This window comes from Paraburkholderia caballeronis (assembly GCF_900104845.1).
Taxonomy (GTDB): Bacteria; Pseudomonadota; Gammaproteobacteria; order Burkholderiales; family Burkholderiaceae; genus Paraburkholderia; species Paraburkholderia caballeronis.
In genome coordinates this window covers 2,666,425-2,686,951 of record NZ_FNSR01000001.1, presented here as the reverse complement: position 1 = coordinate 2,686,951, position 20,527 = coordinate 2,666,425, and the positions used below count along the sequence as shown (strand labels likewise).

The 20,527-nt window shown below is 64.0% G+C and carries 24 protein-coding genes; 21 read left to right on the top strand and 3 right to left on the bottom strand.

All coding sequences use genetic code 11. The features are described 5' to 3' along the window. From gpW to BLV92_RS32560, 20 genes are all read left to right on the top strand, one after another. Positions 1–270, top strand: a complete 270-nt coding sequence (gene gpW, locus BLV92_RS11945; RefSeq protein WP_090545124.1) for a gpW family head-tail joining protein — start codon at positions 1–3, stop codon at positions 268–270. Continuing rightward, the gene (locus BLV92_RS11940; RefSeq protein WP_090545122.1) at positions 270–1,922 is read left to right on the top strand and encodes a phage portal protein; all 1,653 of its coding nucleotides are present in this window, start codon (positions 270–272) and stop codon (positions 1,920–1,922) included. The genes gpW and BLV92_RS11940 overlap by 1 nt, the downstream gene beginning before the upstream one ends. Continuing rightward, positions 1,919–2,806 carry a S49 family peptidase gene (locus tag BLV92_RS11935; RefSeq protein ID WP_090545120.1) on the top strand — a complete coding sequence of 296 codons (888 nt, stop codon included), beginning with the start codon at positions 1,919–1,921 and terminating at the stop codon, positions 2,804–2,806. Before BLV92_RS11940 ends, BLV92_RS11935 begins: the two co-directional genes overlap by 4 nt. A 24-nt stretch (positions 2,807–2,830) precedes the next feature. Next, positions 2,831–3,499: a hypothetical protein gene (locus BLV92_RS11930; RefSeq protein ID WP_090545117.1), complete on the top strand. Its 669-nt coding sequence runs from the start codon at positions 2,831–2,833 to the stop codon at positions 3,497–3,499. Between the two features lie 36 nt (positions 3,500–3,535). Beyond that, positions 3,536–4,192 (top strand): head decoration protein, encoded by a 657-nt coding sequence (locus BLV92_RS11925; RefSeq protein ID WP_090545115.1) that lies wholly within the window; start codon positions 3,536–3,538, stop codon positions 4,190–4,192. A gap of 76 nt (positions 4,193–4,268) precedes the next feature. Then, positions 4,269–5,306 (top strand): major capsid protein, encoded by a 1,038-nt coding sequence (locus BLV92_RS11920; protein ID WP_090545113.1) that lies wholly within the window; start codon positions 4,269–4,271, stop codon positions 5,304–5,306. Next, the gene (locus BLV92_RS11915; RefSeq protein ID WP_090545109.1) at positions 5,306–5,623 is read left to right on the top strand and encodes a head-tail joining protein; all 318 of its coding nucleotides are present in this window, start codon (positions 5,306–5,308) and stop codon (positions 5,621–5,623) included. Before BLV92_RS11920 ends, BLV92_RS11915 begins: the two co-directional genes overlap by 1 nt. Beyond that, on the top strand, positions 5,620–6,177 hold the full coding sequence (locus BLV92_RS11910) for a hypothetical protein (RefSeq protein WP_090730095.1): 558 nt from the start codon (positions 5,620–5,622) through the stop codon (positions 6,175–6,177). Before BLV92_RS11915 ends, BLV92_RS11910 begins: the two co-directional genes overlap by 4 nt. A 16-nt stretch (positions 6,178–6,193) precedes the next feature. After that, positions 6,194–6,436 carry a DUF2635 domain-containing protein gene (locus BLV92_RS11905; RefSeq protein ID WP_244283786.1) on the top strand — a complete coding sequence of 81 codons (243 nt, stop codon included), beginning with the start codon at positions 6,194–6,196 and terminating at the stop codon, positions 6,434–6,436. Positions 6,437–6,518: 82 nt separating this feature from the next. Continuing rightward, positions 6,519–8,030: a phage tail sheath subtilisin-like domain-containing protein gene (locus BLV92_RS11900; RefSeq protein ID WP_090545104.1), complete on the top strand. Its 1,512-nt coding sequence runs from the start codon at positions 6,519–6,521 to the stop codon at positions 8,028–8,030. Between the two features lie 62 nt (positions 8,031–8,092). After that, the gene (locus tag BLV92_RS11895; protein ID WP_090545102.1) at positions 8,093–8,476 is read left to right on the top strand and encodes a phage tail tube protein; all 384 of its coding nucleotides are present in this window, start codon (positions 8,093–8,095) and stop codon (positions 8,474–8,476) included. A 2-nt stretch (positions 8,477–8,478) separates the two neighbouring features. Then, complete coding sequence (locus BLV92_RS11890; protein WP_090545100.1) at positions 8,479–8,778, top strand: phage tail assembly protein; 300 nt, start codon at positions 8,479–8,481, stop codon at positions 8,776–8,778. A 106-nt stretch (positions 8,779–8,884) separates the two neighbouring features. Next, the gene (locus tag BLV92_RS11885) at positions 8,885–10,912 is read left to right on the top strand and encodes a hypothetical protein (protein WP_090545096.1); all 2,028 of its coding nucleotides are present in this window, start codon (positions 8,885–8,887) and stop codon (positions 10,910–10,912) included. Beyond that, positions 10,909–12,381: a DNA circularization protein gene (locus tag BLV92_RS32340; RefSeq protein WP_177197976.1), complete on the top strand. Its 1,473-nt coding sequence runs from the start codon at positions 10,909–10,911 to the stop codon at positions 12,379–12,381. Before BLV92_RS11885 ends, BLV92_RS32340 begins: the two co-directional genes overlap by 4 nt. A gap of 3 nt (positions 12,382–12,384) precedes the next feature. After that, complete coding sequence (locus tag BLV92_RS32335) at positions 12,385–13,464, top strand: phage baseplate assembly protein (protein ID WP_177197977.1); 1,080 nt, start codon at positions 12,385–12,387, stop codon at positions 13,462–13,464. Beyond that, positions 13,461–14,066 (top strand): phage baseplate assembly protein V, encoded by a 606-nt coding sequence (locus BLV92_RS11875; RefSeq protein WP_090545094.1) that lies wholly within the window; start codon positions 13,461–13,463, stop codon positions 14,064–14,066. The genes BLV92_RS32335 and BLV92_RS11875 overlap by 4 nt, the downstream gene beginning before the upstream one ends. 3 nt (positions 14,067–14,069) lie before the next feature. Then, positions 14,070–14,525: a phage GP46 family protein gene (locus BLV92_RS11870; RefSeq protein ID WP_090545092.1), complete on the top strand. Its 456-nt coding sequence runs from the start codon at positions 14,070–14,072 to the stop codon at positions 14,523–14,525. Continuing rightward, positions 14,525–15,691 carry a baseplate J/gp47 family protein gene (locus BLV92_RS11865; RefSeq protein ID WP_090545090.1) on the top strand — a complete coding sequence of 389 codons (1,167 nt, stop codon included), beginning with the start codon at positions 14,525–14,527 and terminating at the stop codon, positions 15,689–15,691. The genes BLV92_RS11870 and BLV92_RS11865 overlap by 1 nt, the downstream gene beginning before the upstream one ends. A 6-nt stretch (positions 15,692–15,697) precedes the next feature. After that, positions 15,698–16,291: a YmfQ family protein gene (locus BLV92_RS11860; protein ID WP_090545088.1), complete on the top strand. Its 594-nt coding sequence runs from the start codon at positions 15,698–15,700 to the stop codon at positions 16,289–16,291. Positions 16,292–16,362: 71 nt separating this feature from the next. Further along, positions 16,363–17,730 carry a hypothetical protein gene (locus BLV92_RS32560; protein ID WP_244283785.1) on the top strand — a complete coding sequence of 456 codons (1,368 nt, stop codon included), beginning with the start codon at positions 16,363–16,365 and terminating at the stop codon, positions 17,728–17,730. 203 nt (positions 17,731–17,933) lie between these two features. Here the strand turns inward: BLV92_RS32560 and BLV92_RS11850 are convergent, their stop codons facing one another. From BLV92_RS11850 to BLV92_RS11840, 3 genes are all read right to left on the bottom strand, one after another. Next, positions 17,934–19,049, bottom strand: coding sequence for an acyltransferase family protein (locus BLV92_RS11850; RefSeq protein ID WP_167627028.1), 1,116 nt, complete (start codon positions 19,047–19,049; stop codon positions 17,934–17,936). 104 nt (positions 19,050–19,153) lie between these two features. Next, entirely contained in the window at positions 19,154–19,804 is a 651-nt protein-coding gene (locus tag BLV92_RS11845; protein ID WP_090545084.1) for a hypothetical protein, read from the bottom strand. Positions 19,805–19,806: 2 nt separating this feature from the next. Beyond that, complete coding sequence (locus BLV92_RS11840) at positions 19,807–20,109, bottom strand: XRE family transcriptional regulator (RefSeq protein ID WP_244283784.1); 303 nt, start codon at positions 20,107–20,109, stop codon at positions 19,807–19,809. Between the two features lie 180 nt (positions 20,110–20,289). On the opposite strand from BLV92_RS11840, the gene BLV92_RS11835 reads away from it, so the two are divergent. Further along, a complete protein-coding gene (locus tag BLV92_RS11835) occupies positions 20,290–20,526 on the top strand; it encodes a hypothetical protein (RefSeq protein WP_090545082.1) in 237 nt (78 codons plus the stop codon). The last annotated feature ends 1 nt before the right edge of the window (position 20,527 follow it).

Genomic DNA, 20,527 nt, shown 5'->3' with positions numbered 1-20,527 from the left:
ATGACCGTTACCGACATCTCCTCGCCGCTGTACGGCATGACGACCGCGCAGCTGCAGGCGGCGCTCGCTGATGCCCAGAAGGCTTACGCCGAGCTGCGCAGTGGCAGGAAGGTCGTGTCGATCTCGTATGCGCAGGGTGGCGGCTCGCGCAGCGCCACGTTCCAGCAGGCCGATCTCGCCGGCCTGCGGCTGTGGATTCAGGATCTCCAGGCAGCACTCAATCCCGGTCTGCGGATCAACCGCAGGCGCTTCGTCCGGCCGGTCTTCTGATGAGCAAACCGATCACCATCGTCGACTCGCGCGGCGAGCCGCTGCGCCGGGCGCGCGGCGAGTATCCGAACGGGATGCCGCTTGCCAGTGGCGTCGGGCGCTGGTACTTCCCGTACCAGGCGGCCGAGTGGCAGACGCAGGAGATGGGCGCGTGGTTGCCGTGGATCCGCTCGCCGGACGCGGAAATCACGCAGTTCCGCGATCGCATCGTCGCGCGGGCGCGCGATCAGGTGCGCAACGACGGTCGCTCGTCGGGCGGCATCACGCGGATCCTCGACAACACCGTCGGCGCATCGCTGCGCCTGATGGCAAAGCCGGATTACCGCGCGCTGCGCTATCTCAGCGGCGCGGCATTCGACATGAAGTGGGCTGCTGAATTTCGCAGCGAGGTCGAAGCGCGCTGGCGCATGTACACGAACGACCTCGGCCGCTACAACGACGTCACGCGTCAGTTGACCGTCTCGCAGCAGTTGCGTCTCGCGCTGCGTCACAAGCTTGTCGACGGCGAAGCGCTCGTCGTGAACTACTGGATGCCCGAGCGCATCGGCGCGGGCGCTGCGCGGTACGCGACGAGCTATCTCGTCGTGGATCCGGACCGCCTGTCGAATCCGATGCAGATGGTCGACACGAAGCACCTGCGCGGCGGCGTCGAGATCGACGACGACGGCGTGCCGCTCGCGTATCACATCCGTCGCGCGCACCAGAACGACTGGTACAACGCCGTCGAAAGCATGGAGTGGGAGCGCGTGCTGCGCGAGGATGAAGACGGCTGGCGCCGTGTCATCCACGATTTCGAGCGCGATCGCGCGGGCCAGAACCGGGGCATGAGCGCGTTCGCGCCGGTGCTCGCGCACGCGAAGATGCTCGCGCGCTACTACGGCATCGAGCTGCAGGCCGCGGCGCTGGCGGCGACGATCGGCACCTATGTGACGAGTCCGTACGACCCGTCGGAAGTTCAGGATGCGCTCGGCGACGATCACGAACTGGGCTTCTACCAGTCGCTGCGCTCGACCTGGAATGAAGAACGGCCGGCAATGTTCAACGGCGCACGCATTCCCGCGCTTGCGCCCGGCGAAGACATCAAGACGGTGACAGCCGCGCATCCGCACAGCGGCTTCGTCGACTTCGCGCACGAGATGCTCGGCGCGCTCGCGACGCAGTTCGGCGTCTCGATCGAGCAGATCACCGGCGACTGGACGCGTACCACCTATTCGAGCGCGCGCGCTGCGCTCCTCGAAAGCTGGAAGACGCTCGTGCGCCGGCGGCTGGAGTTCTCGGCCGGCACGGCGACGCCGATGTACGCGGTGTGGCTGCGCGAGGTTATGGAGAACGGCGAACTGCCGCTGCCGAACGGCGCGCCCGACTATCTGGAAGCCGAGACCGCCTATGCGGCGTGTTCATGGCTTGGGCCGGCGCGCGGCTGGGTCGATCCCGTGAAGGAACCGCAGGGCTCGATCCTGAAGATGGACGCGGCGCTCACGACGCTCGAGCAGGAAGCGGCCGAGCAGGGCTTTGACTGGGAGGAAATGCTCGACCAGCGGCAGATCGAGATCGAGGCGTTTCGCCGGCGCGACATTCCGCTGCCGGACTGGGGCGGCCAGGAATTGGCGTCGCGGACCGATGAACCTCCCGAGGAACCGAAGGCAGCATGACGAACTTTCCCCATCTCGCGACGCGGCTCTTCAATGTGCCGATCGCCATCGCGCCACAGAAGGCCGAGATCGTCATGGCGGCGCTGGCCGATCGCTTCGGCATTGCGAAGTTCTTCCGTCCCGACGGGCATGTCATCCAGCTTGCGGGCGGCGGCGCTCAGGCGTTCCTCGAAGACATGGACGCGGACGCTGAGCCGGCCCAGTGGAAGCCGTACGAGGTCTGCGAGGGGATCGCCATCATTCCTGTGCAGGGAACGCTCGTGCAGAAACTCGGCACGCTGCGGCCGTACTCCGGCATGACGGGTTACGACGGCATCCGCGCGTTGCTCAGCCTTGCGATGGAAGACAGCGCCGTGCGCGCGATCGTGCTCGACATCGATTCGCCCGGCGGCGAGGTAGCGGGTTGCTTCGACCTGACTGACGCGATCTACCGGGCGCGCGGCGCAAAGCCGATCTGGGCCGTGCTGACCGAATCCGCCTACTCGGCCGCCTATGCGATCGCGAGCGCGGCGGATCGCATCATCGTGCCGCGCACGGGCGGCACCGGCAGCGTCGGCGTGATCTGCATGCACGTCGACTTCTCGCAGGCGCTCACCAGCGCCGGCATCAGCGTGACGCTGATCCATTACGGGTCGCGCAAGGCCGATGGCAATGAGTACGCGCCGCTGCCGAAAGACGTACTGGCGCGCGTGCAGTCCGACGTCGACGAGATGGGCGAGCTGTTCGTCGCCACCGTCGCGCGCAATCGCAATCTTTCCGCCGCCCGCGTGCGCAACACGCAGGCTGGCACGTTTCTCGGCGCCGCCGGCGTCGAGGTTGGTTTCGCCGACGAGGTTCTTGCGCCGGACGAGGCACTTGCCAGCCTGCTCGACGAGCTTGGCTGAATCCATCCTGAAGGGGTCTATCCCATGAGCAACCTGCTGCAAAACATGCTGGGCGGCCGTGGCCTGTCGTTCGGCCATCTCGCCAAGATCAACACACCGCGCGCGGGCAAAGCCCGCGGCGAGGACGATGAAAACCCGCCGCCGGACGACGACAGCGGCAAGGGCAAGCGCGGCAAGCGCGCCGCGGACGGCGACGACGAAGAGGAAGAGCAGCAGGACCGCGAAGACGGCAACGCGAAGAAGGGCAGCCGCGCCGAAGACGACGAGCCCGAGCCGGAAGACGACGACAACGAGGACGGCAACGGCCAGGGCAAGAAGGGCAAGCGCGCGAAGGCCGACGATCCGGAGGAGGACGAGAACGATCCGGAAGCCGAGGACGATGACGACGACGAGGAAGAAATGCGCGGCAAGAGCGCGGCTTCCCGCGCGCGTCGCCGGGAGCGCGCACGCTGCGCGGCGATCTTCGGCAGCAAGGCGGCCGCGCGCAATCCGGTGCTCGCTGCGAACCTCGCCTTCAAGACCACGATGACGCGCAAGCAGGCGCTCGCGGTCCTGAACGAAACGCCGGCACCGCAGGCGACGTACGGCCAGCGCCGCAATCCGAGCCTCGGCGCGGGCGGCGAGCAGGGTCGGTCGCATCAACAGGAGGTCGCGGCGAGCTGGGACCGCGCCTTCGCGAAGGCACGCCGCTAAGTCCCGCTCCCGTCATCTCTCACAGGATCATCGATCATGGCTCAGACTCCCCTCATCGAGAATCGCCACGACGGCGGCTTTCTCGTCACCGAAGCGCGCGGCCACCGCTCGCGCGATATCGCGACGCTTTCCGGCGGCGTGAAAATCCTCGCCGGCGAAGTGCTCGGCTTCAAGTCGGGCGGCACCGCGAGCGCGACGGCCAAGGCCGGCAACACCGGCAACGGCGCGATCACGATGGATGCGACGACGCCGGTGCTCGCCGGCGCGCAGCTCGGCGTCTACACGGCGATCTGTACGACGGCCGCTACCAACGGCGGCACGTTCCAGGTGAAAGACCCCCTGCACAACGTGCTCGGCAATGCCACGGTCGGCTCGGCGTTCAGCAACCAGATCAAGTTCACGATCGCCGACGGCGCGACCGACTTCGCGGTCGGCGACGAGTTCGATATCGAAGTGACGGCGGTCGACGGCGTATTCGAACCGCTCGACTTCGGCGCAAGCGACGGCACGCAGAACGCCGCTGGCATCTCGTTCGCGATCGTCGACGTGACGCTTGCCGACCGGCCGGGCACCGTAGTCGTGCGCGACGCCGAAGTGAACGCGTCGGAACTCATCTGGCCGACGGGCGCCACCGCGGCGCAGATCGCCACCGCGACCGCAGCCCTCAAGGAGCTCGGCGTCATCTCGCGCTGATCGTCGCTGCCGGCGTTTCCCTTTCGCATCTGTCCTTTGGCCGCGTTCGCGGCCATTATTCTTTCTGGAGCCAATAATGGCCAGCTTGGACGTATTCCATCAGGACCCGTTCACCACGATCCAGCTCACGGCGGCGGTCGACAAGTACCCGTTCCAGCCGATGGGCCTCGGCGAGCTCGACATCTTCGACGACGAGCCGATCCGCAACACCGCGCTCGCCGTCGAGCAGCGCCAGGGCAAGCTGATCATCATCCCGACGTCGCCGCGCGGCGCGGAAGGCACGCAGCGTACGACCGAAACGCGTCAGGCGCGGTACTTCAAGGTGCCCCGTCTCATGCATGACGACACGGTCTACGCGAACGAAATCCAGGACATTCGCGCCTTCGGCACCGAATCCGAGCTGATGCAGGTGCAGGTCGAAGTCGCTCGCCGGATGAATGGCCCCACCGGCATCCTGCGCAACATCGAATACACGTGGGAGTACCACCGGCTGGCCGCCGTGCAGGGGCAACTCCTCGACGCCGATGGCTCGGTGCTGTACGACTGGTTCGACGAGTTCGGCATCACCCCGGCGGACGAGGTCGCGTTCGATCTCTCGGCGCAAACGGAGCATACGCTGCGCCCGCTGATCAACCAGATCCGCCGGACGATGGCGCGTCATGCTCAGGGCGCGTTCACTCCGAACACGCGCATCTATGCGCTGTGCGGCGACGAGTTCTACGACGAGTTCACGAACCACGTCGACGTGATCCGGACGTTCATCAACTGGTCGGCCGCCGCGGATCTGCGCGACGACAGCCAGGGTGCCGCATTCGACACGTTCAAGTTCGCCGGCGTGTACTGGATGAACTATCGCGGTTCGGATGACAACACCACGATCAAGGTGCCGGACGACAAGGTCAAGTTCTTCCCGGTCGGCGCGCCGGGGATCTTCCGCCGCGCGCTCGCGCCGGGCGAGTCGTTCGAATGGGTCAACACGCCGGGCAAGCCCACGTACGTGATCCCGATCTTCGACCGCGACCGCAACTCGTGGTGGAAGATGGAAGCGTACAGCTACCCGCTGCACATCTGCACCCGTCCGGAAGTGCTGATGACCGGCCGCGCCGGCGACTGATGATCGACTTCGACGGGACGCTGAACGCCGCGATCGAATCGACGCTCGGCGACGAAAAGACGGTCGTCTACCTGCCGCGCGCCGGCGGCAGTATCCCGGTGCTCGCCATCTTCACGCTGATCACCGACCACGTGCTCGGCGACGACGGCGACGCGCCGGCGAATATCGCGGTCGCGACGCTCGGCCTGCGCGTGTCGCAGCTACCGGTGCCCCCAGCGCAGAGCGATAGCGTGCTCGTTGGCGCGACGACCTACGTCGTGAAGGACGTCGATTTCGACGGCCTCGGCTGGGCCTATCTCGACCTGGGGTTGCAATGACGACGTCTCGTGAACTGCGCGAGCTTGCTGTGCAGGGGCTAACGGTCAGCGGGGCGACGGCGGCCGGCGCGAACGTGTACTCGCCGCGTACGTGGGCGACGTGGGATCGGACCTATCCGGTGCTGCTCGTGCAGACCCCCGACGAGACGGGTACTTCGTGGGGACCTCACGGACCGCCGGCGTTCACCGTCACGACGTTGCTTCGCGTCATCGCGCGCGCCCAGTCGGCGGCGCTCGTCGATGACGCGGCCGCAGCGGAGGTCGAGGAGCAACTCGAGCAGCTGCGCGAGCAGGTGAAGGCGGCATTGATCAACTACCCGCCCATCATGAGCCTGTGCCAGCAATATCCGTCGTTCCGCTCGACGATCGCGGTCTCGCGGGAGGGCCAGTCACCCATCGGCGAAATGGTGCTGGAGATCGAGCTCGAGCACGTGCAGGGTCCGGAGCATTTCTACCAGCCGCCGGCGGTGCCGCTGACCGAGATCGACGTGACGATCCGGATGCCGGACGGCACGACCGAGCCGGGCCTTGTCCTGAACCTGCCTCAATCCTGATTGCGCGCGCTGCGCGATGGAGCTTTCCATGTATGTGAAACCTGCGCCGGGCGTGCTCTTGCGCGACCCGGTCACGAAACAGCTTCTCTCCGCGGTGCCGGTGGAAGGCCTGAACGTCACCGTCGCGCCTGCCGAAGGGCTGCAGGTCGGCGACTTCGACCTGTACTGGGTGCGCCGCCTTCGCGACGGCGATGCTGTTCGCGTGGCGCCGGCCGCCAAAGCAGTGCCCGCAAGCCAGCCCGACAAGACGTCGGCCTGAATACTGAACCTGCTGCTCCCTGAAACCCCACTTCGGCGGGGTTTTTTGTTTGGGGCGCCCGACTCAATACCGGAGCCAGTGAATGGGCGATATCTCTTTCCCGAATATTCCGCAGAACCTGCGGGTCCCGCTGTTCTATGCGGACATCGATCCGAGCCGCGCGAATACCGGCCAGCAGACGCAGCGCGCGCTGATCATCGGCCAGATGCTCGCGAGCGGCACCGGCATTGCGAACACGCCGCAGATCAGCCAGGGCGTGAGCGACGCGAAGTCCGTCGGCGGCCGCGGCTCCATGCTCGCACTCATGACCGCCGCGTATCGCGCGCGCGACACGTTCGGCGAGGTCTGGTATCTGCCGCTTTCCGACGGCGAAAGCTCGGTGGCGGCAGCGGGCAGCCTGACGTTCGCGAGCGCGGCCACGGCGACCGGCGTGCTCTCGCTCTACATCGCCGGCCAGCTCGTGTCCCTCGTCGTCACGTCGACGATGACCGTCTCGCAGCTCGCGACCGCGCTGGTTGCGCAGATCACCGCGCTGCCCGATCTGCCGGTCACGGCTGCGGTCGACGGCACGACCCCGGCGAAGGTGAACATCACCGCGAAGAACAAGGGCCTCGCGGGCAACGACATCGACATCCAGCTCAACTATCGCGGCGCGGCATCGGGCGAGACGACGCCGGCCGGGCTGACCGCGACCATCGTCGCGATGGCGGCCGGCGCCACGAACCCGGATCTCACGACCGCGCTCGCGAACCTCGGCGATCAGGAATTCGATTTCATCGCGATGCCGTACACGGATGCGACGTCGCTCGACGCGATGAAAGCGTTCCTGAGCACGGCGACCGGTCGCTGGAGCTGGAGCAAGCAGATCTACGGCGGCGGCTATGCAGCGTATCGCGGCACGCTCGGCGACCTCACGACGTTCGGCGTGACCCGCAACGACGAGCACATGTCGATCATGGGCTTCAACGGCTCGCCCACCCCTGCCTGGGTGATCGCGGCGGATATCACGGCTGCGGTCGCGGTGAGCGCGCGCGCCGATCCCGCGCAGCCGCTGCAGACGGTCACGCTCGCGACGATGCTCGCGCCACCGCTGCCGTCGCGCTTCGAGCTCACGGACCGCAACACGCTGCTCTACGACGGTATCTCGACCTTCACGGTGGCCGACGACGGCACCATCGCGATCGAGAACCTGATCACGACCTACCAGAAGAATTCGTTCGGCGACCCGGACGACAGCTATCTCGAGGTCGAGACGATGAACACGCTGACGTATGTGCTGCGCCAGCTCAAGTCGGTCGTCACGTCGAAGTACGCGCGCAAGAAGCTGGCGGCCGATGGGACTCGCGTGCTGCCGGGCACGAACGTAATCACGCCGTCGATGATCCGGGCGGACCTCGTCGCGCAGTACCAGACGATGGAGGAGAACGGCTACGTGCAGGGGAGCGCCGTGTTCGCGCAGGGTCTGGTCGTCCAGCAGAACTCGCAGAACCCCAATCGCGTCGACGTGCTCTATCCCGCGATCCTGATCGACCAGCTGCGCATCTTCGCGCTGCTGATGCAGTTCATGAACATCGTGCCGGCAACGACGAGCTGATCGCTGCACGCCTTCCCACCCGGGCCGCCTGATGGCGGCCTTTGCTTTTATGGAGACCAGCAATGCCTGCTCCGCAAGGTCTGCTCGCCGGCACCGCGTCGCTGTCGATCGACGGCACGACGTATCTGATCACGGCGGATTTCAAGTACAAGCCGGCGAACCGTCGTCGCGAGTCGCTTTCCGGCATGGACACCGTCCACGGCTACAAGGAAACGATCTCGCCGCCGTTCATCTCGTTCAACCTGCGCGACTGGGGCGGCCTGACGGTCGCCGACATCAACACGATGACGAACGTCACCGTGGTCGCGCAGTTGGCGAACGGCAAGACCATCATCGGCCGGAACATGTGGACGGTCGAAGAACAGGAAGTCGATTCCAACGACGCGAAGTTCGACGTGCGCCTCGAGGGGCCCGAAGGCTGCGTCACCGAAACCACTGCGAGCTGAACATGGACGACGAGAAAATCATCCGTTTCAAGAATCCCATCACCCTGAAGGGCGACTCCGTCACCTACGAATCGATCACGCTGCGCGAGCCGACCGTCGACGAACTCGATCGCAGCGCGCAGATCGAGGGTTCCGTCTATGCCGCCAACGCGGCGCTGATCTCGTTCGTTGCCGGCGTACCGCTGCCGGTCGTGCGCAAGATGGGCAAGACCGACTACGAGGAGGCGACGGCGTTCCTCTCGGGTTTTACCTGGCAGCCCCCGCAGCCTGGCGCGACCTCGGAGACCGCTGCGCAGACCTGACGTTCTTTTTCAGGTGGGGGCCCGACGACGTCTGGCGCCTTCCGCTGCGCCGGTTCAATTACTGGCACACGCAGGCGCTCCGCCTGAATACGCCCCGGGATAGCTGATGCCTGTCTTCTCCTACACGATCACCGCCGTCGACAAGGCGACCGCGATCGCGCAGCAGGTCAACAAACGGATCGCGCAGGTCACGAAGCCGATCAGCGACGTTCGTGCGTCGGTGGCCGCGTTCTCGCGCGAAACCGGAATGGACAAGCTGGGACGCAGTGTCCAGAAGGTCGGCATCTTCGCGACCGAGACGGCGCGTCGCGTCGCGTCGATCGCGCCGCCGATTGCCGCGCTGACGAGTATCGGCACGATCGCGGGCGTTACGGCGCTTGCGAACAGCTGGGGCCGTAGCGCAGTTCAACTGCGCAACACGGCATCGGTGATCGGCATCAACACGACGCAGCTCCAGGAATATCAGGGCGCTGCCCGGCTCGTCGGTTTGTCCAGCGATTCGATGACGTCCGGCCTCAAATCGGTCGGCTCGGCGTTCGAAGACGCGTCGGCGGGCCGCGACTCGTTCGTCGCAGGCGTTCTTGCCGATAAGGGCATCGGCATTCACCGGCTTCGCGATGGATCGATCGACACGGTGCGTGCATTGCATGACGTCTCCGACGCCGCATCGAAAATCACGAATTCCCAGGCGCGGGAGAAGTTCCTCGACATCTTTGGACTCGGCAGTCTGGCGCCGCTGCTCGCGAAGGGCGGCGCGGCGATCGACGCGTACGTCGCGAAGTACCGCGAGCTGAATGCGGTCATGACGCCGGAACAGATCGCACAGGGCGAGCAGTACAACGAGTCGATGATCAGGCTCGATGCGAGCATCGACAAGTTGAAGAACTCCGTCGGCGCGTCGTTGGCGCCGGCTCTCGCTCGCGTTGCCGACCAGCTCGTGCCGATCGCCAACGATTACGGCCCAAAGATCGCGCGCTGGATCGATGGCATCAATTGGGATCGGGCGATTGCCGACACGCGTCAGTTTGTTGGTGCTGTCGGCGGTATCAAGACCATCGCTGCCGCGGTGGCGGTGATCACCTTTGCAGGTCCGATAGCGAGCACCATCAGCCTCGCGACGCAGTTGATAAAGCTCGGAACCGTCGTCATTCCCGGGCTGGTGACGGCGTTTGGCACCCTCGGCGTTGCGGCTGCCGCAGCGTGGGGCGCGCTGAAGATCGCGAAACTGGCGGGGCTGCCCGATACCGACGTTCAGAAGGGGATCGACGATATCCGCAACGGGCGGTGGGCCGCCGCGTCGACGCATCTGCCGGCAGCGGATTTCATCGGCGCAGTGGCGCGTCACGCTTATGGCGCCGGCGCGTCCAACAGCCAGATCGCTGACGATCTCGCGAAAAAATATCCGCCGGCCCTGCCGTCGCGCGGTGACGCAGATAGTGCGCCGGCAGTCGCGTCACCCACTGTGGATCGTTCGAACTCGGGCGATACGGCGGTCGCCGATCGTAGTCGCTCGAGCGGCGGCAGGCAACCTCTGGGTATCCGGACAAACAATCCGCTGAACCTTCAGCCAAACGGCCAGCAGCGTACGTTTGAGACCCCGGAAGAGGGCATTGCCGCCGCCGTCTCGAATCTGCAACGCAACTATCAAGGCCTCACGCTCGCGCAGATTCAGGATAAGTGGACCGGCGGTGCGCGGACCGGCAACACGCCGCAGCAAATTGCAAATTACACGCGCCTGATGTCGCAGGAATCTGGCGTAGCACCGGGATCGGTACCAGATCTGTCTGATCCACGAGTGGTGTCGTCGCTCGTGTCCGGAATGATTCGCGCCGAGAATGGCCAGATGCCGTACTCCGCGGAGCAGATCGCAAGCGGCACGATGCTCGGCATGCAGCGTTCAAGCGTCCCGGGCAGTGACACGCGGTTTGCTTCGGTCGCGCCGACCGTGATGCCTGTACAGCAGCCCGACACGCTTGAGGCCAGTAGTGGGGTGGCGCCGACCAACGGCAAGGTCGAGGTCGAGGTGCGATTCCCCAATGCACCGCGAGGCACAACGGCGAGTGTGACGACGCGCGGCAACGTCGTGGCGACCGCGCGAATCGGGACCTCCGGATTGACGGGACCAACGGTATGAGCATCGCAACCCTGACGAACTTCGCCGGAAGCATCGGGGGCGTTGCGTCCGCCGCGAGCAGCCTTGCGTCGTTCCTTGGCGGCCCACTGGCCGATAGCTGGTGGGGCTCGCTGCGTCAGGCGTCGTTCGGCGGCGTGCCGTTCGCGGTGCTCGCAACGAACACGCGGTTCGGATCGCGCAACGTCGTTCACGAGTACCCGTTCAACGACGACGTCTGGATCGAGGGTCTAAGCAAGCTGCCGCGCCGGTTCGAGATCACCGGATTCCTGATCGAGAACAGCCTCGTGTATGGTGGCGGCCCGGTGATCGAGCAGCGCGATCAGTTGGTAAACGCGTGCGAGGGTGGTGCGAGCTCGCTGGTGCATCCGACGTTCGGACGCATCGACAACGTGGCCTGTCTCGAATCGGAGGCGAGCGAAAGCGTCGATCACGGCCGGGTCATCATGATCCGCATGGTCTTCATGAAGACCGGGCTGCGGCTCTATCCGTCGGGAACCACCGACTCGCATTCGCTGCTGGACAGCCTCGCCAGCTCGCTCGGCGTGAGCTCCGCGCTGGATTTCGCGCGCCATGCGGCGCAGGAAGTCCAGTTGGGTGCGGCAGTCGTGCAGACTGCGGTATCGACTGCGGTCGGCTGGTACCAGATGGCGCTGACTGGCGTGCATGACGTCACGCGCCTGTTCAATTCCGTCAGCACGCTCTCCGGCAATTTCGGCCGTCTCTTCGGCGCGGGAAATTCGGGCTATGCGGGATCGAGCCCTGCGCTGCAAGCCGCGGTAAGCACGGGCCCGCTCACCACACAAGCCGCAGTTTCGAGCGCTGCTGATCAGTTGCTGGCGGCCGATACTGCGAACGTCACGGCGGTTCAGCAGACCGGTGCCGCATTGCAGGACGCGGCCGCGAATGTCTCCGATACGGCGACCTTCACATCGGCCGTGCAGGCGTTCGTCGCTGCTTTCTCGGCCAGTGCGTCCGGGCCGTCGGACGGCATCCGGTTGCTGACGACGCTTGCCGGTTATGCGCCGGCGGCTGACTTCACGGGTTCGACAATCGGGAGCGTAATGCAGGCGATGCAGGACTGCACCGCCGCGCTTTTTCGGCGCGCTGCGATCGCTGCGATCGCACAGACGGTTGCCAACTGGCAGCCGGCCTCCGCTGATGACGCTGCCGCGATGACTTCCACTGTCACGGATCTGCTCGACGCGGAGATCGAGACGGCGGCAAACGCGGACGATGATGCCAGTTTCGGCGCGCTGCGCGAGCTGCGCAACGGCGTTGTGACCGATCTGCGCTCGCGCGGTGGCGGCCTCGCGGCACTCGCGACGATGACCTTCAGCGACACGATGCCGGCGCTGACGATCGCACATCGCGTGTACGGCGATGCGACGCGCGCCGACCAGCTCGTGCAGCAGGTGCAGCCCGTACACCCGCTTTTCATGCCTACCTCGTTCCGCGCGCTCGCGACCTGATCCATGGAAGACGGCGATCTGTACCTGAGCATCGGTGGTCAGCTCATCACCGGATGGACGGATATGCGCGTGACGCGCGGCATCGAGCGCTGTCCGTCCGATTTCGATCTCGGCCTCACCGAGCGCTTTCCGGGCTCGGCAAATGAGGTTGTCGTTTCGCCGGGCGACGAATGCCAGATCCAGATCGGCACCGATCTCGTGCTGACCGGCTACGTCGACCGCTACGTGCCGTCGTACGGGCCGGCCGAGCACGCGATTCGGGTGTCGGGCCGGGGCAAGTGTCAGGACCTGGTGGATTGCTCGGCGGTCTGGCCAAACGGGCAGATCAGCGGCACGTCGGCAGTCGACGTGGCAACGAAACTGGCAGCGCATTACGGCATCACCGTGAACTGCGACGTGCAGGATCTCGTGAAGATCCCCCAGTTCAACGTGTTCATCGGCGAGACGCCATTCGAGATCATCGAGCGCATCAGCCGGTACAGCGCGCTCCTGGTGTATGACCAGCCTGACGGCAATCTGCGGCTCGCGCGCGCGGAAGGTCAGGTCAAGGCGGCCAGCGGCATCGAGGAGGGGTTGAACGTACAGACCGCCTCGATCGAGTACTCGGCGCAGGACCGCTTTTCCGAATATGTGTGCTTCGCACAATCCGTGCTGTCGTACACGGACGCGGGGATCGGCCCCAATGCCATCGCGCGCGCCACCGACCCGGTGGTCAAGCGAACGCGCGAGCGGTACATCGTCGCCGAGTTCGTGCAGGGTTTCATGGACCTCGTGCAGCGACGTGCGACGTGGGAAATGCAGCGGCGCGCCGGCCGCTCATCCGGCGTCGTGAATGTGACCGTCGACAGCTGGCGCGATTCCGCCGGCACGCTGTGGACGCCGAACACGCTCGTCGATGTCTCACTGCCGCACCTGAAGCTCGAACAGGAGACGTGGCTGATCGGCGAGGTGATCTATCGCCGAACGCTCGAAGGCGGAACGACGGCGGAGCTCACGGTCATGGATCCGCGCGCCTATCAGCCCGAGCCGATCGCTTTGATGCCGGCGTTCGCCGATGGCAGCACGCTGGGGACCGGACAATGAGCGGCGAACAGGGAATCATGAGCCGCCTCGCGCGGCGCGTGTTGCTGCTCGTCGGGCGCGCGCGGGTGAATCTCGTGAACGATGGGGGCGCTGCGCAACAGGTGCAGGTGACCGTCAATGAGTTGGAGACGATCGACAATCTGAACCGGCTCGCGGAGTTCGGCTTCACGTCCGTGCCGCCGCAGGGTTCCGACGTTGCCGTCGTGTTTATCGGCGGCGACCGCAGCAACGGCGTGGTCGTCGCGTCCGGTCATCAGGCGTCGCGCCCGCGCGGGCTGAAGGCCGGCGAGACGATGATTTACACGCAGGACGGCAAGCAGATCTATCTCACCGCGTCCGGCGGCATCGTCATCGAGGCGAAGGGGCAGCCGGTGACTATCAACGATGCCAGCAACGTGACGTGCAACTGCTCCGGCGTCTTCAAGGTGGTCGCGCCCGGCGGCGTCGAATTCGATACGCCGACGGTGAAATCGACGGGCGACATTGTCGACCACTCCGGGACCAATCCGAACTCGATGGCGCAGATGCGTTCGATCTACAACGGGCACAACCACAACGATCCGCAGGGCGGGACGGTGAGCACGCCCAATCAGGCGATGTAATCCATGTCCGACATCCGAATTGTTTGGGACGTCGCCAATGCGCGCGGCGACTGGGCGCTGCTCGCCGATGACATCGCGACGGGCAACGACCTGGAAACGGCGTTGCTGCTGAGCCTCTTCACGGACCGCGAAGCCGCGACGGACGACGTCATTCCGGACGGCTCGAACGACCGGCGCGGCTGGTGGGGTGACGACGGAAATATCGATGGGCTCGGGCCCACCGGCTCCCGCCTCTGGCTGCTCTCGCGCAGAAAGTCACCGACGGACCAGACACTGCGCGACGCATACGACTACATCGTCGAAGCTATCCAGTGGTTGATCGATACCGGTGTGGTCGCGCGCTTCGACGTAAACGTTCAATGGGTCAAGCCAGACATGCTCGGCGCGGTCGTCGTGGCATGGCCACCGGACGGTGGCGCTGCGCAGACTTTCAACTGGGCCTGGAGTGAGGTGAACTGATGCCGTATGCACGACCGACCCTGACGGATCTGCGCAAACAGATCTGGTCGGATATCACCAACGCCTCGGGCACGGTGTTTTCCTATCTTCAGAAGGCGGTGCTCAGGATCGTTAGCTCGGCGCTCGCGGCGCTCGCTTTCGGCATGTACGGGTATCTCGACTGGATCGCAAAGCAGGCCGTCCCGTTCACGGCTGAGGATGAATTTCTGGCCGGGTGGGGAGCGCTGAAAGGCACGTACCTGAAGGCTGCGACGCCGGCGATTGTGCAGGCCCAGTTCACGGGGACACCGGGCACGCCGGTGGATGCCGGCACCGCGATCTCCCGCAGCGACGGCATGGCTTATGTCACCACCGAGAACGCGACCGTGGCCGAGAGCGGGACGGTGACGGTAGTCATGCAGGCGACGACGGCCGGCACCGCGGGAAACTGCGATGTCGGAACGGCCATGACGCTCGACATTGCCATTCCGGGCGTGCAGTCGACCGGCGCGGTCACCGCGATGGTGACTGAGGGTGCCGATGTCGAGACGCAGGACGCGTTTCGCGCGCGCGTCATGCAGGCATTCCAGGATCCGGCGCACGGCGGCGACAAGGACGATTACATAACGTGGGCGACGGCCGTGGCTGGTGTCACGCGCGCGTGGTGCGTGCCGAGCGGTTTCGGTGTCGGCACCGTCGTCGTCTACTTCATGATGGACAACGTCGAATCGGCGCATGCCGGCTTCCCGCAGGGGACGGACGGTGTCTCGCAGTTCGACCGCGGGCCCGGCGGTATCCCGCGCGGCACTGTCGCGACTGGCGACCAACTCACCGTTGCCGACGCCATGATCGACGAGCAGCCAGTCACCGCGCTCGTCTATCTGTGCGCGCCGATCCAGAACCAGATCGGGTTCACGATCGCGGGCCTGTCGAGCGCCAGCAGCGCGACGCAGCAGGCCGTGAAGGACGCAATCAGCGACGTCTTCTTCAGGGAAGGCGAGCCGGCCGGCACGATCGACCTCTCCGATATTGCGGCCGCGATCAACTCGGTACCGGGCACCGGCGGTTACCTGCTCACGCAGATCACCAGTACCGTCGACGGCGTCACGACGACGTATCCGGCCAACACGAACATCACGAACGGCACCGGCCAGTTGCCTGTGCTCGGTGTGTGTAACTTCTCATAACCGTCGATGCCAGCTCCCAACTACGGTCCTGCCGATTACCTTGCGGCACTGCAAAAGCTGCTGCCGCGCGGGCGCGTATGGCCGCGCGATGCGAGCGCCACGCAAACGCGCGTGCTCGCCGGCCTGACGCCGGTATTCGCCGCGCTGTCCGCCCGCGCGAACAATCTGCTCATCGACGCATTCCCGAGCTCGACCTACGAGCTGCTGCCTGAGTGGGAAGAAACGCTTGGGCTTCCTGATCCGTGCGCGGGCGAAGCGCCGACCACGGCGCAGCGCGTCGCGCAGGTAGTCGCGCGTCTCACGGCGACCGGCGGCCAGTCGATTCCGTATTTCACCGCCGTCGCCGCGGCACTCGGCTACCCGATCACGATCACCCAGTTTGTGCCGTCGCGATTCGGCAATTACTTCGGTCTGCCGTTCGGTGGCGCTGACTGGGCGTTCGCATGGCAGGTGAATGCGCCGACGTTCACGATCAACAGCCTGACGTTTGGCGGGTCGTTCGGCACACCGTTCGCCACGTGGGGAAACAACGTCCTGCAGTGTGAGCTTCAGCGCTTCGCACCTGCTCACACCATCCTCAATTTCCAGTATTCGGACTGATCGGACGATCAGGTCTACATCGCAAACAAAGCCGCCTTCGGGCGGCTTTTTCTTTTCCAGGATCGATATCCATGGATCGACTCATTGCCTCCAACACCGTGCCGCAGGCGCAGGCCGACACTGCGCCCGCGACTGGCACGCCCGCCTTCGCGACCGACGGCAACCCCTCGACGAACGTGCTCGCGACGCAGTGGCCGGCGTATCAGTACAACGCCATTCAGGAAGAGCTGATCGCGATCATCGCGGCCGCCGGGCTGACGCCGAACCGGAACAACAACAATCAGATACTCGCCGCGATTCGATCTATCGTTGCGGGGGCGCGGGGTACATTCAACGGGCAGATTGTCACTCCGTCAAGCCTGGTCCTTAATGCATCTCAAATAGGAGCAATTATCGAGTCCTATGGAAGTGCAACGGGAATTGTACTCACCCTACCTTCTAGCGTGACGATTGCCGCAGGAGGATGTTTCACAATTTCAAATCATGGCGCAAATGCTATTCAAATTGCGTCGGTCGGTGCCGACCAAATTACGAGTGGGCAAATTAGCAACTTGTCGCCTGTGTCGGTACAGCCAGGCGACGAGGTCGTTATTATCTCCAACGGCTCCAACGAGTGGGATATTGTCGGTGGCTCTGCGGCACGCCAGTTTCATCCCCTTGTTGTAGGGACTGCAACCGCATCCGCCCACGCCATGCAATTCGGCCAGGCATCGGGCGTCGTCGGCCAGTGTCGCAACCTATTGATGAGCATTTCGGCCGCATCCGCATCGGCGACGCTCTCGGCCGACGAGATCATCGTCGAAAGTGCGCTCGGCGGTCTTCGCTATTGTCTGTCGTCGTTCAGCAAGACGATCAACGTGTCCACGACCGGCGCCGGCGGCATGGATACCGGCAGCGCGCCAGCTTCCGGCTTCGTCGCGATCTACGCCATCCTCAACCCGTCGAGCGGGGCGACCGCGTTGCTCGCGACGGACGCCACCTCGGCTAAGGCGCCGGAGGTGTACGGCGGTACGCACATGCCCACGGGCTATACGGCGAGCGCGCTGGTGAGCGTATGGCCGACGACTTCGGGCGGTTTGTTTGGCAATGGCTTTCAGACTAATAGAACAATTTTCCCGCAGCCGTCTCAGATCATTAGCACTTCAGTGCAGCAGACCAGCCCTACGTTGCTGTCGATTGCATCTATTGCCCCGAAAAACGCGAAAACAGCCAGTTTCATCATTGGAATCCAGTCGAGCGCTAGCGGCAGTGGGTCCGTGAATCTGAACGGCGATTCCGGTGGGACGTATGGCTCATATCTCTCATTCAATGGGTCTAACGGCTCGAATGTGACTTCGGCTGATATTCCGCTAATTACCCCCCAAACGATCTACTATAAAGCCCAAATCAGCTCGGGCACGATGACGTTCGGTCTAAACATTTCCTCTTACAAGTTTTGAGGTCGTTTAATGTCAAAGGCATATGTTCAGTTTTCTGACAGTAGCGAGACTTCCATCGTGTCCATATTCGGAGGGCAGCAGGATGCTGTTGAATTTCCAAATCAGGGGGTCGTAGACACGAGTGATGCTAGGTACATGGCGTTTGTAAAAGCAGCAGAGATCCTAGGTTTGCCGGTAGGATTCCCTGACTGAACAAGGGTCGCTCATGGCTCTTGGGCAGGGGAGGGTCTACGATTTTGGGCAGCACTTTTGGGCCGCTTTATTGACGCTCTGTCAGCCACCTTTCGGAATATCGATCGGAACGGCATTTCGATGCAGCGCGACAGCACATCTGCGATCAGAATCGACATGAAAATGAAGATCAAGCCGACGAGCATTGGTCCGCGTATTGAGTGTAGTTGTGGAGAGAATAGAACGAGGAATCCGGTCAACATGGCATGCACGAGATAGAGGGAATAGGAAATTTTCCCCAGATATTGGAATGCACGTAGCTGGAATAGCCGTGCCACAGGCCCGGCATCTTCAGATAAAGACACGACAAGTGCCAAAAAGATGAGTGGCGCAGCGAAGGCGAGCCAAGGGATTAGGCTTGTAGCTACGATCAGCCCGACAGAAATCGTAAAGACTGGTATCTGAAATATCGCAGTTGAAAATCGTTGTGCCGCTGAGGGAGGGAGCCTGTCGGAGCAAAGCGCTCCAATGAAAAAGCCGGCGATGCATCGCGCCCAGCCATACCGAAAGGTCAGGTCGAAACAGTGCCCATGTGTCAGGCATTCATTCGCAACTGATGACCGGATCGCGATGGCGTAGCCTACAGCAGCGAAGAGCACGAAGAGGGACTGTCTTTTTCGGCTGCTCAAAAATAGGCATAGAACACCGAATAGCAGATAAGTATAGAACTCGTCGGCAGCACTCCAACTCGCACGCGTCCCGACGTTGTGGGAGAACAGGTTGAATCCCTGCGTCATTGTGACAAGAGCGATCGAGACGGATGGAGCTGGAATACTATCTATTCCCAGCGTCACGGTCCCGATTACCAGAATGATCGTCGTCGCGATATGTAGCGGCCAGATTCGTCCAAATCTCCGGATCATGAACCGGAACAATTCCGGCGAACCATCGATCGTCTTTCTATAGGCACGGTTGATAACGAAGCCGCTCAGAACGAAGAATAGATCGACAGCAAGATAGCCGTTGCGCGCCACGAATAGTGCTGGGTAGTCGACTCCAAGCAGGTAGTGGAAGGCGAGATTGAGGTGATAGAACACAACGAGCAGCGCCGCGGCACCGCGAAGGCCTTCAAGGCTCCTGATTGTCACAAGGTGGTCTCCAGCACGGCAGACTGGCGATATTAGCAGACTGCCAGCTTCAGAATCTCACTGTCGCTTCAATGACATCAGCATCGTTCCGCAGCGGCGGCACATTAAAAGCGGTAGCGCACCATGAGCACGTGCGCCCCCGTGGCGAGCCCCGGATAGGGATTCCACCTCGCCGAGATCTGGTAGTAGCGGTAGGAGACCGACAGGCGACCGCGCTCGACGCTTGCGCCGACGACGAAGCCGACCTGCGGCGAGGTCCTGTGCGAGAGGTCCTGCCACTGGTCCGCGAGGTTGTAGAGCGTCTCGTGCCACGTCTGCCAGTAGACCCAGGCGCCGGCCTCGGCGCCGAGCCGCCAGCCGCGGTAGGTGTAGCCGGCATCGAGCGTGAGCGGCACACCCTGCACATGTCCCTGGCCGCTGAACGGCGAGTAGCGCATCTGCGTGGGCAGGTTGACCATGCGGTGTTTCACCGGGTCGTAGTTCGCGTCCGGCACTCCGTCGACGCTGGCGCTGAAGTTGCCGATATAGATGTAGTCCGCGTGGTAGCGAACGTCCCATGGCCCGTGCTGGTAAAGCTGACCGGTGATGCCGGCCATGACCGCGACGGACTTCTGCCGCTCGCGGTTATTGGGCGCGCCCTGCTGAATCCAGGTGCCGTCGCCCATGTCCTTCACGAAGGCTCCGCCGAGACCGGCCTCGAACTGAAACCACGATTCCGCGCGCGCCTGCGTGGCAGCTGCGCAGCCGAGCGACATCGCTACGGCTGCTGCTCTCCATCGGGTACCGGCGTGGCCGGCGGCTCGCTTGTCTCGATCTGCGCGCCCACTGCGCGGCACCAGTCGAAAACTTCCTCGACGCTGAACGAGCGATTGAGCAGCGCTCCCGCGAGAAACAGCATCGGCAGACTCATTTCCCGCGGCTCGCTGCCGCCGCAGTACTTGTGCCATTGCTGAGCGCTGGCGAGCCCGAACAGGTCGGCCATCTGCTTCCCGGAAAAATCCAGCCGTTCCTTCAGATCGCGGAGATCCTTGGGTGTCGGCGCCGTGTAGCGAATGCGCATGGTGACTGGCGTGGCGTGGGCGCACGCGAAAAGAGAGCTTCATTGTGATCATCCTTTCGGAGTAGCGGGCAGTCGCGGAAAGCGCGCCCAACGCAGTCAAGATAGTTCCTTAAAGGAACTCTTGTCAAGTGCAGGAGCACCAGCCGCCTTCGGGCGGCTTTTCTTTTTCCGGGGTATCCCATGACGGATGAAATCGACCCGATCGAATTCGGGCGAATGCTTGCGCGCGTCGAAGCGCAGGGCCAGCAGCTCGCCGAGCTGCGCGCGGAGAACCAGGAGATGCGCACGGACATCAAGCGCCTGCTCGAGATGGCGAATCAGGGCAGGGGATCGCTGTTCGTGCTGATGGGGATCGGCTCTCTGGTCGGCGGGGTGCTCATCGAGGCATCGCGCTACATCTTCTTCGGAGGGCGGTAAT